Origin of the sequence: Streptomyces sp. NBC_01171 (genome assembly GCF_045039805.1) — a bacterium.
Lineage (GTDB): Bacteria > Actinomycetota > Actinomycetes > Streptomycetales > Streptomycetaceae > Streptomyces.
Genome location: NZ_CP108609.1, coordinates 5,035,968 through 5,052,889, shown reverse-complemented (window position 1 = coordinate 5,052,889; position 16,922 = coordinate 5,035,968). Strand labels below are relative to the sequence as shown.

General features: G+C 71.7%; 11 protein-coding genes. 3 read left to right on the top strand and 8 right to left on the bottom strand.

Features of this window, described 5'->3' with window-relative positions; translation table 11 throughout:
* Positions 1-38: 38 nt before the first annotated feature.
* From gap to uvrC, 6 genes are all read right to left on the bottom strand, one after another.
* Positions 39-1,049 carry a type I glyceraldehyde-3-phosphate dehydrogenase gene (gene gap, locus OG448_RS23245; protein WP_405556563.1) on the bottom strand — a complete coding sequence of 337 codons (1,011 nt, stop codon included), beginning with the start codon at positions 1,047-1,049 and terminating at the stop codon, positions 39-41.
* Positions 1,050-1,346: 297 nt separating this feature from the next.
* Positions 1,347-4,313 (bottom strand): M14 family zinc carboxypeptidase, encoded by a 2,967-nt coding sequence (locus OG448_RS23240; protein WP_405556562.1) that lies wholly within the window; start codon positions 4,311-4,313, stop codon positions 1,347-1,349.
* Positions 4,314-4,477: 164 nt separating this feature from the next.
* Entirely contained in the window at positions 4,478-5,467 is a 990-nt protein-coding gene (gene whiA, locus OG448_RS23235) for a DNA-binding protein WhiA (protein ID WP_030809753.1), read from the bottom strand.
* On the bottom strand, positions 5,458-6,552 hold the full coding sequence (gene yvcK, locus OG448_RS23230; RefSeq protein ID WP_391291303.1) for a uridine diphosphate-N-acetylglucosamine-binding protein YvcK: 1,095 nt from the start codon (positions 6,550-6,552) through the stop codon (positions 5,458-5,460). Before yvcK ends, whiA begins: the two co-directional genes overlap by 10 nt.
* Positions 6,549-7,550 (bottom strand): RNase adapter RapZ, encoded by a 1,002-nt coding sequence (gene rapZ, locus OG448_RS23225; protein WP_031182822.1) that lies wholly within the window; start codon positions 7,548-7,550, stop codon positions 6,549-6,551. Before rapZ ends, yvcK begins: the two co-directional genes overlap by 4 nt.
* Positions 7,547-9,643 carry an excinuclease ABC subunit UvrC gene (uvrC, locus tag OG448_RS23220; protein ID WP_405556559.1) on the bottom strand — a complete coding sequence of 699 codons (2,097 nt, stop codon included), beginning with the start codon at positions 9,641-9,643 and terminating at the stop codon, positions 7,547-7,549. The genes rapZ and uvrC overlap by 4 nt, the downstream gene beginning before the upstream one ends.
* A 314-nt stretch (positions 9,644-9,957) precedes the next feature.
* On the opposite strand from uvrC, the gene OG448_RS23215 reads away from it, so the two are divergent.
* On the top strand, positions 9,958-10,905 hold the full coding sequence (locus tag OG448_RS23215; RefSeq protein WP_405556557.1) for a hypothetical protein: 948 nt from the start codon (positions 9,958-9,960) through the stop codon (positions 10,903-10,905).
* 35 nt (positions 10,906-10,940) lie between these two features.
* Here the strand turns inward: OG448_RS23215 and OG448_RS23210 are convergent, their stop codons facing one another.
* Positions 10,941-11,363, bottom strand: a complete 423-nt coding sequence (locus OG448_RS23210) for a Rieske (2Fe-2S) protein (protein ID WP_405556556.1) — start codon at positions 11,361-11,363, stop codon at positions 10,941-10,943.
* A 264-nt stretch (positions 11,364-11,627) separates the two neighbouring features.
* Between OG448_RS23210 and OG448_RS23205 the strand changes: the two genes are divergently transcribed.
* On the top strand, positions 11,628-12,725 hold the full coding sequence (locus tag OG448_RS23205) for a LacI family DNA-binding transcriptional regulator (RefSeq protein WP_405556554.1): 1,098 nt from the start codon (positions 11,628-11,630) through the stop codon (positions 12,723-12,725).
* The gene (locus OG448_RS23200) at positions 12,722-13,633 is read left to right on the top strand and encodes a carbohydrate kinase (RefSeq protein ID WP_405556552.1); all 912 of its coding nucleotides are present in this window, start codon (positions 12,722-12,724) and stop codon (positions 13,631-13,633) included. The genes OG448_RS23205 and OG448_RS23200 overlap by 4 nt, the downstream gene beginning before the upstream one ends.
* Before the next feature lie 70 nt (positions 13,634-13,703).
* On the opposite strand, the gene uvrA is transcribed toward OG448_RS23200, so the two are convergent.
* Positions 13,704-16,736 carry an excinuclease ABC subunit UvrA gene (gene uvrA / locus OG448_RS23195; protein ID WP_405556550.1) on the bottom strand — a complete coding sequence of 1,011 codons (3,033 nt, stop codon included), beginning with the start codon at positions 16,734-16,736 and terminating at the stop codon, positions 13,704-13,706.
* Positions 16,737-16,922 lie beyond the last annotated feature (186 nt).

Sequence of the window (16,922 nt, the reverse complement as noted above, 5' to 3'; positions counted from 1 at the left end):
CGGGCCCTGCTCTCACTTCAAGGTCCTGCGGTGTCGGATCAGAGCTGCTCGCCGACGAAGACCGTCAGGTCCACGAGGCGGTTGGAGTAGCCCCACTCGTTGTCGTACCAGCCGAGGATCTTCACCGTGTTGCCGTCCTGGACCATGGTCAGGGACGAGTCGAAGGTGCAGGAGGCCGGGTCGCCGACGATGTCGGAGGACACGATCTCGTCCTCGGTGTAGGACAGGAAGCCCTTGAGCGAACCGTCCTCGGACGCCTTCTTGAACGCGGCGTTGACCTCGTCCTTGGTGACCTCGCGCTGGAGCTCCACGACCAGGTCGGTGGCCGAGCCGGTCGGGACCGGGACGCGCATCGCGATGCCGTCGAGCTTGCCCTTGAGCTGCGGCAGGACCAGCGCGGTCGCCTTGGCGGCACCCGTGGTGGTCGGGATGATGTTCTCGGCGGCGGCGCGCGCGCGGCGCAGGTCCTTGTGCGGGAAGTCCAGGATGCGCTGGTCGTTGGTGTACGCGTGCACCGTGGTCATCATGCCGCTGACGATGCCGAAGTTCTCGTCCAGCACCTTCGCCATCGGCGCCACACAGTTGGTGGTGCACGAGGCGTTGGAGATGACGTGGTCCTTCGCCGGGTCGTACTTGTCCTGGTTGACGCCCATGACGATGGTGATGTCCTCACCCTTGGCCGGAGCCGAGATGAGGACCTTCTTGGCGCCGCCGGCCAGGTGCTTGGCGGCGTCGTCGCGCTTGGTGAAGATGCCGGTCGACTCGATGACGATGTCGACGCCCAGCTCGCCCCACGGGATGTCGGCGGGGTTGCGCTCGGAGAGCACCTTGATGGTGTGACCGTCGACCGTGATCGTGTCTTCGGTGTGCGTCACCTCGGCCTTGAGGCGGCCCAGGATGGTGTCGTACTTGAGCAGGTGCGCCGTGGTCGCGGTGTCACCCAGGTCGTTGACAGCCACAACCTCGATGTCCGCACCCTGCTCCAGCAGAGCGCGGAAGTAGTTACGCCCGATGCGGCCGAAGCCGTTGATGCCTACGCGGATCGTCACGAACCGATCTCCTCGTTGGTACGCCGGCTATGCGGTGCCGGCGAGCTGTATTTGGGATGTCCCCGACCACCCACGACCCTACCCCTCCGCGGCCCCTGGGGTGACATCGAGATGGCGCATAAAAGGGCAGGCGTTCCGTACCCGTCAGTAGGGTACGGAACACCTCGGAACGGCGGTGTATTCACTCCTCTTTGTCAGGGAATGACGGGCACCGTCGACGCGTTTTTCACTCGTTCGTGAGCGGGTTGGCTCACCTGATGCGGGGGCCTTCCGCGCACCGTTGAGAGGGGGTCTCGCTCACCTGTCGAGTGCGGCGAGCGCCTTGCGGACGAGAGCGGTCCGCTCGGCCGTCGACGGGACCTGTTCGAGGCCGAATCCGAGCAGCACGGTGTCGTCCGTGGTGACCGCTCCGTAGGTCTGGAAGAGGGCGCCGGTGCGGGTCCAGTCCTTCAGCACCGCCGGGCTCCCCGCCGGGGGTCCGGAGGCCCGCCAGGGACCGAGGGAGGTCTCGAACCCTTCCGACTCCTTCGCGTTGCCGCCGACGACGAGCGAGGCGTCGTCGGCGAGCACGCCGTGGCCGCCGGTGCCGGGGTCGGTGATGTAGGAGACGGACAGCTCGACCCGCTTGCCCGCGTAGGCGCTCAGGTCGAAGTCCACCCGCTGCCAGCCCGACGACCGGCCGGTGAGGCTGTGCCACCGGCCGGTGCTGCCGGTCGCGGTGCAGGCGTTGCCCGTGAGCGTCAGGTAGTGCCGGAGCCAGGGGTGCTCCTCGACCAGGAACCCCGCCCCGCACTCGGCGGGCACCGCGTCGGTGGTGGCACCGCCCGCCTCCGGCAGCGTCGTCCAGTCGTCGGCGCCGACGGTGTGGACCTCCACCACCGCGTGGTCGTAACCCCGCTCGGTGTCCCACAGCAGCCGGGTGCCGAACGCGGGCCGGTCGGCGGCGCCGACACCGGTGAGGTCGATGGTGCGGGTGAGGCGCTTGTAGGCGTCGTCGGTGTGCACGGCGGCGGCCATGTACGAGCCCGCGTACGGCCCGTACGGGCTGACGGCACCCGTGAACCGCCCCGCGCCCGCGCTGCGGAACTGGGGGTACGTGGCGGCGGGCAGCTCGTCCGACGTCACCCCGTAGGCGCCGGCCGCGTCGAGCGGGTTGCCCGGGGCGTCGCCGAGCGCGGCAAAGACGCCGTTCAGCGCGCCCGTGCCGGTGATGCCGGTGGCGCCCTTGGTGGAGGTCCGGCTGTAGGCGCCCAGGTAGTACTGGCTGAAGTCGTCGGAGAGGCTGCCGCCGCCGAGGTCCACCTCGCCGCCGGCCTGCTCGCCGGCCTCGATCAGTCTGCCGCCCTCGTTGAGGTAGGCGCGCAACTGGAGCTGGGTGGCGTTGCCTGGGCCGTCGGTGCCGGAGTAGTGGACGACGGTGCGGAAGTGACCGAGGACGCCGAGGGCGTCGGGGGCGCCGCGGCGGGCGGTGTCCCACACCAGGGGCCTGCGACCGGCCGCCTTCAGGGCGTCGGTGTAGGTGCGGGTCCGGGTCGCGGTCGCGCCCTCTTCGGCGACGACGAGGGTGTCGGCGGTGCCGCGGTCGGCGACGGTGTAGGTGAAGTGACGGCTCGCCGCCTTCCGGCCCGCTCCCGTGAACCAGACCTCGACCCGATCGCCGGTTCTGCCGCCGGGCACCTCGGCACGGTACTGGTCGAAGTGGAGGTTGTCGTCGCCGCCGTAGGTCTCGCCGCCCTTCCACGGGCGCAGGGCGCGCTCATGGGTCCGGCCGCCGTTGACGCGGTACACGAGCCGCTTGTTCCGGACCGCCTTGCGGGCGACGACGGAGACCTGCTGGCCCCTGCCCCGCGCGTAGGAGGTGGTGAAGGTGGCCGGAGTGAAGTCGGGGGCGCTCAGGCCGACGGTGGAGACGGGCCGGTCGGGGTGGGCGGCGGTCTCCGCGACGGAGAGCGCGAACGGCACGTTCTTCTCGAACTCCCGCCGGATCAGCGTCTCGTCGTCCGGGAAGGTGAAGACCGAGCGGCAGTCGTCGGGGTTCCAGGCGTCGTCCGGGTCGGACTCGGAGGCGGTCGCGCAGGTGGACATCTCGGGGGTGAACATCGCCATGCCGTTGACGTTCGCGGCCTGCCCGTCCGCCTCGCCGTTGGTGGTGTACAGCTCCGAGGAGACCTGGGAACGGTAGCCGGGGATCGCGGGGTTGTCGGGGGTGCCCGCCAGCGCCTTGTAGAGGACGTCGTCGGGGGTGTCGGTGGCCACCTGCCAGCCGACGCCGTAGAGGAGCAGCTCGGCGGCGGAGTGGTAGTTGATGCCGTACGCGAACCGGACGCGTTTCTCCAGCGCGTCCAGCGCCCTGGTCTCCGGCTCGGAGTTCGCGCTCGGTCCGCGGTAGGTCTCGCTGGCGGGGCTGGGGGACGAACCCTCGTCGTCGTAGCCCCACTTGTAGCCGAAGTTGCGGTTGAGGTCGACGCCGTCACCGGTGCCGATGACGCCGTCGCCGTTGATGTCGCGCAGGTTCTTCCGCCACAGCCGGGTGCCGGAGTCCTTGAAGGTGTAGTCGTAGCCATCGGGGTTGGCGGACAGCACGAACCACAGCTCGGTGGTGTCCACGAGCTTCCTGATCCGTCTGTCCGACCGGTAGTTGTCCAGATAGTGGTGCATCAGGCGCCGGGTCATCTCCGGCGTGATCCACTCCCGCGCGTGCTGGTTGGACATGTAGAGCACTGCGGGCCGCGAGCCGTCCTTCGACGTCCGGGCGTTCCGGGTGACCTTGAGCGCGAGGATGTCCTGGCCGCGCACGGTGCGGCCGATGGACTCGACCTTGGCGAGGCCGGGGTTCTCCCGCGCGGTCCGCAGGATCTCCTCCTTGAGGCCGCCGCTGCCGCTGTACGGGCGGAACACGCCCTGGGCGGCGGCCGCCACGCGCTTGTCCGCGCCGCTCGGCAGGGAGTGCTCGGTGAGGCGGACGCCCTGCTCCTTCAGGCCGCGGGCCTGCCGGTCGGTGAGGTAGACCTCGACGGCGGTCCGGCCGCGCGCTGCCACCCGCTCCCCCAGCTCATGGGCGTCCTGCCCGGCCCTGAGCAGCAGGGGCACCTGGGCGCGGGTCACCTCGGCCCGGAAGACCTTGACCTCGTTGCCGCTGTCGGCGGGCGCGCTCTCCCGCGCCTGGGCGACGGGCGTGAGGCAGGCCGCTCCGGCCAGCAGCGCCCCGACGGCGAGGACCGCCCTGGCTGCGGGTCTGGCTGCGGGTCTCACTCGGTGTCTCATGAACCCCCCTCGCGGTGGTCCGCCACAGCGGCGAACAGGTTGCCAGGCTCATGTCACTGCATGATCGAGTCAAGAGCGCCCCAAGGACACGCGAAACGCCGGTGCCGGCCACCCGAACGGGCGGCGGCACCGGCGTCTGTGCGGCGTTTTCCGTGGGCCGTCGCTCAGCCCGCGAGGTTGTCCGCCAGCTCCTCGGAGAGGTTGGCCTCGGTGCTCGGGATACCGAGGTCGGAGGCGCGCTTGTCGGCCATCGCCAGCAGCCGGCGGATACGGCCGGCCACCGCGTCCTTGGTCAGCGGCGGGTCGGCCAGCGCGCCCAGCTCCTCCAGGGACGCCTGCTTGTGCTCCATGCGCAGCCGGCCCGCGGCGGCGAGGTGCTCGGGCACCTCCTCGCCCAGGATCTCCAGCGCCCGCTGCACCCGCGCCCCGGCGGCGACGGCGGCCCGCGCCGAACGGCGCAGGTTGGCGTCGTCGAAGTTGGCGAGCCGGTTGGCGGTCGCGCGGACCTCGCGCCGCATCCGGCGCTCCTCCCAGGCCAGCACCGACTCGTGCGCACCGAGCCGGGTGAGCAGGGCGCCGATGGCGTCGCCGTCCCGGACCACGACCCGGTCCACGCCCCGCACCTCGCGGGCCTTCGCGGCGATCGACAGCCGGCGGGCGGCGCCGACCAGCGCGAGCGCGGCCTCGGGGCCGGGGCAGGTGACCTCCAGCGAGGAGGACCGGCCGGGCTCGGTGAGCGAACCGTGGGCCAGGAAGGCGCCGCGCCAGGCGGCCTCGGCGTCACAGGTGGCACCGGAGACGACCTGCGGGGGCAGGCCCCGGATCGGGCGGCCCCGGCCGTCCACCAGGCCCGTCTGCCGGGCCAACTGGTCGCCGCCCGCCACGACCCGCACCACATAGCGCGAGCCGCGCCGCAGGCCACCGGGCGCCATCACGATCAGCTCGGAGCTGTGGCCGAAGATCTCCAGGATGTCCCGCTTGAGGCGCCGGGCCGCCATCGCGGTGTCCAGCTCCGCCTCGATCACAATGCGCCCGCTCACCAGGTGGAGGCCGCCGGCGAACCGCAGAATGGCGGAGACCTCCGCCTTTCTGCAGCAGGTCCGGGTGACGGGGAGCCGGGAGATCTCATCCTTCACCGCTGCCGTCATCGCCATGGGCCGATCCTTCCATGCATCCGAAAAATACGGTCGTACGCGGCGGCCAGCAGCTCCGGATCGTGCCGGGGAGTTCCGTCGGTCCGGGCCACCGGCGCCAGCTCGACCGCGGCTCCCAGCCGCTTGGCGGCCTCGGTGAGCGAATCGCGGTCGGGCACGGCCGCCTCGTCGGCCAGCACCACGTCCAGGGCGAGTTTAGGGGCGTGTCGCCCCAAAACCTCCAAATGACGCTGCGGTGAGAAGCCCTCTGTTTCGCCGGGTTGCGGGGCGAGGTTCAGCGGGAGGACCCGGCGCGCCTTGGTCTGGGTGAGCGCGTCCAGCAGTTCGGGCACGAGGAGGTGCGGGATGACGGAGGAGAACCAGGAGCCCGGCCCGAGCACCACCCAGTCCGCGTCGAGCACCGCTTCGACCGCTTCCGGCACGGCGGGCGGGTCGGAGGGCACCAGGTGCACCGACTGCACCTCACCCGGCGTCAGCGCGACCGTCGCCTGTCCCCGCACGGTGTCCACGTCGTCCGGCCGGTCCGGGTCGTGGCCCTTGACCAGGGCCTGGAGCTCCAGCGGCACGGCCGACATCGGCAGTACCCGGCCGTGCGCACCGAGCAGCCTGCCGACCAGGTCCAGCGCCATCACATGGTCGCCGAGCTGCTCCCACAGGGCGACGATGAGCACATTGCCGACAGCGTGGTCGTGCAGGTCGCCCTGGGACTGGAAGCGGTGCTGGATGACCCGGGCCCAGGTCTGGCCCCAGTCGTCGTCCCCGCACAGCGCGGCCAGCGCCTTGCGGAGGTCGCCGGGCGGCAGCACGCCCAGCTCGTCACGGAGGCGTCCGCTGGAGCCGCCGTCGTCGGCGACGGTGACCACGGCGGTGAGGTCACCGGTGATCCGGCGCAGCGCGGCGAGCGAGGCTGACAGGCCCATGCCGCCGCCGAGCGCGACCACCTTGGGCTGGGCGCCGCGTCTGCGGGGCCGCGCGCCCCGCACCTCGACGGGGCGGGAGGCGCGGGCCTCGGCGGCCGCGCGGCCGAGGCGCCCCTCGGGGACCACGCGGCGCAGGCCGCGCAGCCGCCGTGCACGGTCGGTCATTCGCGTCCCATGTCCCGGTGCACGACCACCGTCTCCACGCCCTCCGCCGCGAGGCGCGCCGCGAGCTTCTCCGACATGGCGACCGAGCGGTGCTTGCCGCCGGTACAGCCGATGGCGATGGTCACGTACCGCTTGCCCTCGCGGCGGTAGCCGGCCGCGATCAGCCGGAGCAGCTCGGCGTACCGGTCGAGGAACTCCTTGGCGCCGGGCTGGTTGAAGACGTAGGAGGCGACCTCCTCGTTGACCCCGGTGAAGGGGCGCAGCTCGGGGACCCAGTGCGGGTTGGGCAGGAACCGCATGTCCGCGACCAGGTCGGCGTCGACCGGGAGGCCGTACTTGAAGCCGAAGGACATCACCGTGGCCCGCAGCTCGGGCTCCTCCTCGCCCGCGAACTGGGCGTCCATCTTGGCGCGCAGCTCGTGCACGTTGAGGCTGGAGGTGTCGATGACCAGGTCGGCGTCCCCGCGCAGCTCGCGCAGCAGCTCCCGCTCGGCGGCGATGCCGTCCACGATGCGGCCGTCGCCCTGGAGGGGGTGCGGGCGGCGCACCGACTCGAAGCGGCGCACCAGGGCGTCCTCCGAGGACTCCAGGAAGACGATGCGCCGGGTGACGCCCCGGCTGTCCAGGTCGGCGAGGGACTCGCGGAGGTTGTCGAAGAAGCGACGGCCGCGCACGTCCACGACGACCGCGATCCGCGCCACGTTCCCCTGCGAGCGGGCGCCCAGCTCCACCATGGTGGGGATCAGGGCGGGCGGCAGGTTGTCGACGACGAACCAGCCGAGGTCCTCCAGGCACTTCGCGGCCGTCGAGCGGCCTGCTCCGGACATGCCGGAGATGATCACCAGCTCGGGGATGGGCGCATCGTTGGCCGCTGCCGGCGTGACGTCCTGGCTCACCTGTGCTCCGTTGTCCTGTTCCGCCGCCCCTGGCGGGCTGTCGTCCGTCGCCGCGTGTGCGCGGTCCCGCTCGGCCGTGGGCCGTGCCTCGTGCTCGGTCATGTCTCCTGCCCCCGTCGGTCGTCCGGGAGGCCCGCGCTCACGGACTCTCCGGAGGAACCGCCCGTCGTGTCGGGTTCCTCTTCGTCAATGATCTCTCCGGTCGCCGTGTTCACGGCGGGTGCGGCCGGGGCCGAACGGGCGAGTGCCACCGCGATGGTCTCGGCCGTCTTCCGGCCTATGCCGGGTACTTCCTGGATCTGCTCGATGGTGGCGGCGCGCAGCCGCTTGACCGAGCCGAAGTGTTTGATGAGGGCCTGCTTGCGGGTCTCCCCGAGGCCGGGCACCTCGTCCAGCGGGCCGCTGCGCAGCCGCTTGGCGCGTTTGGCGCGCTGGTAGGTGATGGCGAAGCGGTGGGCCTCGTCGCGCACCCGCTGGAGGAGGTAGAGGCCCTCGCTGCTGCGGGGCAGCACCACGGGGTCCTCCTCGCCGGGCACCCAGACTTCCTCCAGGCGCTTGGCGAGGCCGCACACGGCGATGTCGTCGATGCCCAGCTCGTCCAGCGCGCGCCGGGCGGCGGCGACCTGCGGGCGGCCGCCGTCGACCACGACGAGCTGGGGCGGGTAGGCGAACTTCCTGGGGCGGCCGTCGTCGTCCTTGGGGCCGATGATGCCGTCGTCCTCGCCCGTCAGAGCGGCACCGGCGGGCGTGCCGTTCGCCGGGGTGTCCTCGGTGCCCGCCCACTCGCCGGACTTCTCCTTCTCCGCCAGGTAACGGCGGAAACGGCGGGTGATCACCTCGTGCATGGAGCGGACGTCGTCCTGGCCGGCGAAGCCCTTGATCTGGAAGCGGCGGTACTCGTTCTTGCGCTGGAGGCCGTCCTCGAAGACGACCATGGAGGCCACCACGTCGTCGCCCTGGAGGTGGGAGATGTCGTAGCACTCGATCCGCAGCGGGGCGCTGTCGAGGTCGAGGGCGTCGGCGATCTCCTCCAGCGCGCGCGAGCGGGTGGTGAGGTCGGAGGCGCGCTTGGTCTTGTGCAGCACGAGGGCCTGCTGGGCGTTGCGCTGGACGGTCTCCATCAGCGCCTTCTTGTCGCCGCGCTGCGGGATGCGCAGCGAGACGTTGGCCCCGCGCCGGACGGTCAGCCACTCCTGGACCGGTTCCACCGGGTCGGGCAGCGCCGGGACCAGCACCTCCTTGGGCACGGAGTCCCCGGTCTCCTCGCCGTAGAGCTGTTGGAGGGCGTGCTCGACGAGGGCGCCGGTGGTGATCTCCTCGACCTTGTCGGTGACCCAGCCGCGCTGGCCGCGCACCCGGCCGCCGCGCACGTGGAAGATCTGGACGGCGGCCTCCAGCTCGTCCTCGGCGACGGCGATGAGGTCGGCGTCGGTCGCGTCGGCGAGCACGACCGCGTTCTTCTCCATGGCCTTCTTCAGGGCGCCGACGTCGTCGCGCAGGCGGGCGGCCCGCTCGTACTCCATCTCGTCGGACGCCTCGGCCATCTGCTTCTCCAGGCGGCGGAGGTAGGTGCCGGTGCGGCCCGCCATGAAGTCGCAGAACTCCTCGGCCAGCTCGTAGTGGTCCTCCTGCGAGATCCGGCCGACGCAGGGTGCGGAGCACTTGCCGATGTACCCGAGCAGGCAGGGGCGGCCGGTGCGCTCGGCGTTCTTGAAGACACCGGCCGAGCAGGTGCGCACCGGGAAGACGCGCAGCAGCAGGTCGACGGTGTCCCGGATCGCCCACGCGTGGGCGTACGGGCCGAAGTACCTGACGCCCTTCTTCTTGTGACCGCGCATCACCTGGACGCGCGGGAACTCCTCGTTCATCGTGACGGCGAGGTACGGGTAGCTCTTGTCGTCGCGGTACTTGACGTTGAACCGGGGGTCGTACTCCTTGATCCAGGAGTACTCCAGCTGCAGTGCCTCGACCTCCGTGGACACCACGGTCCACTCCACGGACGCGGCGGTGGTGACCATGGAGCGGGTGCGGGGGTGCAGGTTCGCCAGGTCCTGGAAGTAGTTCGCCAGGCGCTGGCGCAGGCTCTTCGCCTTTCCGACGTAGATCACCCGGCGGTGCTCGTCCCGGAACCTGTACACCCCCGGAGAGTCGGGGATCTCGCCCGGCCTGGGGCGGTAGCTGGAGGGGTCGGCCATGACTCACACCCTACTGGCGAGCGCGGACACCGCGCCGGGCCTGTGGACAACGGTGACGGAGGTGCCGGACCGGCCTGTGGACAACCGCCCCGGCGGGCGCGCCGGGGCGTCACGATCCAGGCCATGACGTGACCCAGGGTGTTGTCGGGGTCTGGTCAACACGCTTCAATGCGGGGGACTCGGGGCCGCGCACTCGGCGCACGCGAACGGCGTGCCCGCCCGCGAGCGCGCCCCCGGGGGCCCACGGGGTGGCACACGACCCCGCACCGCGGTCTGACCAGCCGTGGTGACACCTCACAGAAAGGCTTCTGTGCATGCCGCATGTCACAGAGCACCCGGACCTCGCCTCCGCCGAGCTGGAGACGGCCCTGCGGGGCGGCCCGTTCCATGTGGCGCTGCGCGCCGCGATAGCCGCCCGCGGGCTGCCGCTCCAGCGCGTGCAGCACCATCTGTCGCGCCACGGGGTGAAGGTCGGCGTGACCAGCCTCAGCTACTGGCAGCAGGGCGCCCGCCGCCCCCAGCGCCCGGAGTCGCTGCGGGCCGTGCGCGCGCTGGAGGAGATTCTCCGGCTGCCCGAGGAGTCCCTGATCAGGCTGCTCGCCGAGGCACCGGAAACGGCCGACGGCGACCGCCCGGCACCCCGCTCCTACCGCTCCCTGATCGAGGCGTCCGACACGCTGGACCGGCTCCGGGCGGAGCTGGACTGGACGCCGGACGGCGGCATGCACACCCTCGGCCACCACGAACGCGTCCGGATCGGGGGGCGGCGCGAACTGGCGAGCCGCGAGTCCGAGCACATCGTGCGCGCCCACCGCGACGGCGTGGACCGTTTCGTCGCCGTCCACCACGGCGACCCCGGCTGCCGCCCGGACGACATGGCCGTGCACGCGCTGGAGAACTGCCGCACCGGTCGCGTCCGGCTGGACCGGGAGACCGGTGTCCTGGTGGCCGAGCTGCTCTTCGGCACCCGGCTGCGCTCCGGCGACACCTTCCTCTTCCGGTACGGCATCACCGACGGCACCGCCGGCGCCTCACACGAATACGTCCACCGCTTCGGCTCACCGGGCGGCCAGTACGCGCTCCAGGTGCGGTTCGACGCGTCCGCGCTCCCGGCCCGCTGCCACCGCTTCACCCAGTTCTCCCCCGCCGCACCGCGCGCGGGACGGCAGGAGCTGGCGGTCGGCGAGCCGCACCGCAGCGTCCACGTGGTGGAGCCACGGGTCCGGCCGGGGACAGTGGGGATCGCCTGGGAGTGGGAGTGATCCCCACCCGCTCCGAGCGGGGGTGAGCGGCGGTGTCAGGCGGCCGGGCCGGCGACGATCCGGCCGTCCGCCACCTTCACCGGCAGCTCGCTCAGCGGCTCGGTCGCCGGCGCCTGGACCACCTTGCCGGTGACGGCGTCGAACTCGCTGCCGTGGCAGGGGCAGACCAGGGTCGTGCCCCTCAGCTTGTTGATCACGCACCCGGCGTGCGTGCAGACCAGGCTGTACGCCTTCAGGCCACCTTCGCCGTCCCGGCTGACCACCACGTTGTGATCGCGGTAGAGCTTCGCGGCGCCCTTGGCCACCTCGCCCTCGGCCCCGAGGTCGACGGAGGAGGTGACCGCCGACGCGGACTGGTCCTGCGGGGCGGCGCAGGCGGCCAGCCCGAGTCCGGCGACCGGCGCCACGGCGGCTCCCCGGAGGACGGTACGGCGGGTCGCGGACGATCGGGCGGCCATCGGTCTCTCCACAGGTCAGGGGATGTGCAGAGCGACCCTATCCGGGCGCGGGGGGCGGTTTCGGGGCGGGGGCGGGCGGATGGGACACCCGCGCGGGCGGGCACCTTCGGACGAGGGAGCCTTCGCAAGCGCTTGCGCAAGCGTTTACGCACCGGTGGCCGATGGGATACCTTCCCGCCCGTGGGACCAACGGCGGTCGCCGGGGCCCGCACCCGCCCGCCGCGCCCCGGCCGGCGGCCGGGACCACGTGGGAGGGGAAGCGCGATGTCCACCATGGCCGACGTGGCCCGGAGCGCTGGTGTCTCCGTGGCGACCGTCTCCCACGTGCTCAACGGCACACGCCCGGTACTCCCCCACACCCGGCAGGCCGTGCTGGACGCCGTCGAGACCCTCGGCTACACGCCAAACTCCCTCGCCCGCTCCCTGGTGACCTCGCGGACCCGCTCGATCGGGCTCGCGGTGTCGGCGATCAGCAACCCGTACTTCACCGAGATCCTCCAGGGCGTGGAGGCGGCCGCGTTGGAGGCGGGCTACAGCCTGCTCATCGCGGACCCGCACGACGACCCTGAGCACGAGCTGAAAGTGGTCCAACTGCTGCACGGGCGCAGGGTGGACGGCATGATCGTGGCGCCCTCCGCCGAGCCGGGCGACCTCGTGGCGTACCTCCGGCGCCAGGCCGTGCCGACGGTGCTGCTGGACCGGGTGCTCGGGCCGGCCGGCCCTGAGGGCGGCCTCGTCGGACAGGGGCCGTTCGACCAGGTCTGCGCCGAGAACTCCGGCCCCATGGCCGATCTGGTCACCCACCTCGCCGCGCGGGGACACCGGCGGATCGGCCTGGTCGCCGGGCTGCCGGGACTCAGCACCACGGATGAGCGGATCGCGGGGTACCGGCAGGGGCTCGCGGCGGCGGGGCTCGACGCCGACGAGGAACTCGTGGTGTCCGGCAGTTCCGAGTCCACGGGTGCCGAGCGGGCCACCGCCGCGCTGCTCGCCCTGCCCGGTGCGCCCACGGCGCTGGTCACCGCCAACAACGCGATGACGATCGGCGCCCTGCGCGCTCTGCGGGAACGTGGCCTGAGCGTGCCCGGTGACATCGCCCTGTGCTGCTTCGACGACTTCGCCTGGGCCGACCTGTTCGCACCCCGGCTCACCGCGATCGCCCAGCCCAGCCGGGAGATGGGCGCTAGGGCCGTCCGGGTGCTGCTGGACCGGCTGGCGGCGCCGGACCGGGAGGCGAGGACAGTACGGCTGCCGTGCGCCTTCGTCCACCGCGCCTCCTGCGGCTGCCCGGCGCCCCGGCCGGCGGACACCGGGAACAGCATGGAATCGACCTCGCAGTCCGAGAAGGGAACCACTCCGTGATCGTCGTCGCCGGTGAGGCACTGATCGACCTGGTACCGCAGGGCCGTGGCGCCCTGGCCGGCCTCCAACCGGCGCTCGGCGGCGGCCCGTTCAACACCGCCGTGGCCCTCGGCCGGCTGGGCTCGCCGACCGCCTTCGCCTCCCGCGCCTCACACGACGCCTTCGGCGAGGCCCTGCTCGACGGGCTGCGGCGGGCCGGGGTGGACGTGTCCGCGGTGCAGCGCGGCCCCGAGCCGACCACGCTCGCGGTGGCCACCATCGACTCCGGCGGCTCCGCGGCCTACTCCTTCTACGTGGAGGGCACCGCCGACCGCCTCTTCACCACCCCGGCCGCCCTGCCCGAGGGCACCCGCGCGGTGTCCTTCGGCACCTGCTCGCTCGCCCTGGAGCCGGGGGCGAGCGCCTACGAGGAGCTGATGCGGTCGGCCGCGGGGCAGGGCCTGTTCACCGCGCTCGACCCCAACATCCGGGCGGGCCTGATCCCGGACGCGGACGCCTACCGCGAGCGCTTCCGGGGCTGGTTGCCCTCGGTGACACTGCTGAAGCTGTCCGAGGAGGACGCCCGCTGGCTGGGGGGCACCCCGCGCGAGTGGCTGGCCGCGGGCCCGTCGGCCGTGGTCGTCACCCGGGGCGGTGACGGCCTCACCGTCTTCACCGCCGACGGTTCGGAGCACCGGGTGCCCGGCGAGAAGGTCGACGTCGTGGACACCATCGGCGCCGGGGACACCGTGAACGCGGCCCTCCTGCACGGCCTGTCCACCCTGGACGCGCTCTCCGCGCGGGCGCTCGCCGGACTGGGCCCGGACACCTGGCGGCGGCTGCTCGGCTTCGCCGCGCGGGCGGCGGCGATCACCTGCTCCCGGGCGGGCGCGGAGCCGCCGTACGCGGCCGAGCTGGGCCGACTGTGACCGGCTGAAACGGCGAGCGGCGCCTCGCGGGGTGAGTCCCGCGAGGCGCCGCTCGTACGAAGGTCCGCCGTCAGGCTTCGCGGGCCCGCGTCGCCTTCTTGGCAGCCGTCTTCTTAACAGTGCCGGCCTTGGCGGTAGCGGTGTTGTTGACCTTGGCGGGCACCGCCTTCGCCGCCGTCTTCTTCGCCGTCGCCCTGGTGGCGGCCGACTTGGCCGTCTTCCGCGCCGGCGGGGCCTTCACCGGGCCCGCATCGCTGACCCGGTCGGCGCCGAGGACCTCGCGCAGGAACTTGCCGGTGTGGCTGGCCGGAACCGCCGCGACCTCCTCGGGCGTGCCCTCGGCGACCACGAGACCGCCGCCCGCACCGCCCTCCGGGCCCATGTCGATGACCCAGTCCGCGGTCTTCACGACATCGAGGTTGTGCTCGATGACGACGACCGTGTTGCCCTTGTCCACCAGGCCGGAGAGGACCTTCAGCAGCTTGCTGATGTCCTCGAAGTGCAGACCGGTGGTCGGCTCGTCCAGGACGTAGACCGTGCGGCCGGTGGAGCGCTTCTGGAGCTCGCTGGCGAGCTTGACGCGCTGCGCCTCACCACCGGACAGGGTGGTCGCGGACTGGCCGAGCCGGACGTAGCCGAGGCCGACGTCCTTCAGGGTGCGCAGGTGCCGGGAGATGGCGGGCACCGCCTCGAAGAAGTCGGTCGCCTCCTCGATCGGCATGTTCAGCACGTCGGCGATGGACTTGCCCTTGTAGTGGACCTCCAGGGTCTCCCGGTTGTACCGGGCGCCGTGGCAGACCTCGCACGGGACGTACACGTCCGGGAGGAAGTTCATCTCGATCTTGATCGTGCCGTCGCCCGAGCAGTTCTCGCAGCGGCCGCCCTTGACGTTGAAGGAGAAGCGGCCGGGCTGGTAGCCCCGCACCTTCGCCTCGGTGGTCTCGGCGAACAGCCTGCGGACGTGGTCGAAGACACCGGTGTACGTCGCCGGGTTGGAGCGCGGGGTGCGACCGATGGGCGACTGGTCGACGTGCACGACCTTGTCCACCAGGTCGTCGCCGTCCACGCGCGTGTGGCGGCCGGGGACGTTCCGCGCGCCGTTCAGCTCGCGGGCCAGGTGGGTGTACAGGATGTCGTTGACCAGGGTCGACTTGCCCGAGCCGGACACGCCGGTGACCGCTGTGAACACGCCCAGCGGGAAGGACACGTCGATGTCCTGGAGGTTGTTCTCCCGCGCGCCACGCACGACGAGCTGCCGGGACGGGTCGAGCGGCCGGCGCACGTCCGGCAGCGGGATCGACTTGCGGCCGGAGAGGTACTGGCCGGTCTGCGACTCGGGGTTGGCGAGCAGCTCCTTGAGGTGCCCGCTGTGGACGACCTTGCCGCCGTGCTCACCGGCGCCCGGACCGATGTCCACGATCCAGTCGGCGACCTTGATGGTGTCCTCGTCGTGCTCGACCACGATGAGGGTGTTGCCCATGTCGCGCAGCCGGACCAGGGTCTCGATCAGCCGGTGGTTGTCCCGCTGGTGCAGCCCGATGGACGGCTCGTCCAGCACGTAGAGCACGCCGACCAGGCCGGAGCCGATCTGGGTGGCCAGGCGGATGCGCTGGGCCTCGCCGCCGGACAGGGTGCCGGCCGCGCGGTTGAGGGAGAGGTAGTCCAGGCCGACGTCGACCAGGAAGCGCAGCCGCTCGTTGACCTCCTTCAGCACGCGCTCGGCGATCTTCTTGTCGCGGGCGTTCAGCTTCAGCTCGCCCAGGAAGTCCGCGCAGTCGCTGATCGACATCGCGGAGACCTCGGCGATCGACTTCCCCATGACGGAGACCGCGAGGACGATCGGCTTCAGCCGGGTGCCCTCGCAGGAGGGGCAGGGCACCTCGCGCATGTAGCCCTCGAAGCGCTCCCGGCTGGCGTCGCTCTCGGCCTCGCTGTGCCGCCGCTTGACGAAGGGCACCGCGCCCTCGAACGGGGTGGTGTACACCCGCTCCCGGCCGTACCGGTTGCGGTAGCGGACCTCGATCTGGGTCTTGTGGCCGTACAGCAGGGCCTTCTTCGCCCGCTGGGGCAGCCCGGCGAAGGGGATGTCGGTGCGGAAGCCGAGCGCCTCCGCCAGGGCGTTGATCAGCCGGCCGAAGTAGTCCTTGGTGTGGCCGTGGGACCAGGGGTGGATGGCGCCCTCGTCGAGCGACTTGTCCTCGTCCGGGACGATCAGCTCCGCGTCGACCTCCATGCGCGTGCCGATGCCGGTGCACTCGGGGCAGGCGCCGAAGGGCGAGTTGAAGGAGAAGGAACGCGGCTCCAGCTCCTCGAAGGAGAGGTCGTCGTACGTGCAGTACAGGTGCTCCGAGAACATGCGCTCGCGCTCGGGGTCGTCCTCGGGGAGGTCGACGAAGTCGAGCACGACCATGCCGCCGGAGAGGCCGAGGGCGGTCTCCACGGAGTCGGTGAGGCGGCGCTTGGCGGAGTCCTTCACCGTGAGGCGGTCGACGACCACCTCGATGGTGTGCTTCTCCTGCTTCTTCAGGGTCGGCGGCTCGGACAACTGGATGGTCTGGCCGTCGACCCGCGCGCGGGAGTAGCCCTTGGTCTGGAGGTCGGCGAAGAGGTCGACGAACTCGCCCTTGCGCTCGCGCACGAGCGGGGAGAGGACCTGGAAGCGGCTGCCCTCGGGCAGCTCCAGCACCTTGTCCACGATGGCCTGCGGCGACTGGCGCGAGATGGGCCGGCCGCACTCGGGGCAGTGCGGCTTGCCGATGCGCGCGAAGAGCAGTCGGAGGTAGTCGTAGACCTCGGTGATGGTGCCGACCGTGGAGCGCGGGTTGCGCGAGGTCGACTTCTGGTCGATGGAGACCGCGGGCGAGAGGCCCTCGATGAAGTCGACGTCGGGCTTGTCCATCTGCCCGAGGAACTGGCGGGCGTACGAGGAGAGCGACTCCACGTAGCGGCGCTGGCCCTCGGCGAAGATGGTGTCGAAGGCCAGGGAGGACTTGCCCGACCCGGACAGGCCCGTGAAGACGATGAGCGCGTCACGCGGCAGGTCGAGCGAGACATTCTTCAGGTTGTGCTCGCGCGCGCCACGGACGATGAGACGGTCGGCCACGCCGGTCCGCACCTTTCTTCAGAGAAGTGACAGGGGCCGAGGCCCCGTGCTTCTTCGAGCCTAGGGGGAGCCACTGACAACGCCGGTCGGATTCCGGGATGCATAACAATCCCCAGCTCTCCAGCATGCCCGACGCCGCTCTCGACGATATAGCACGCGCTTTCGAATTACGGAGGATGTTCGTCA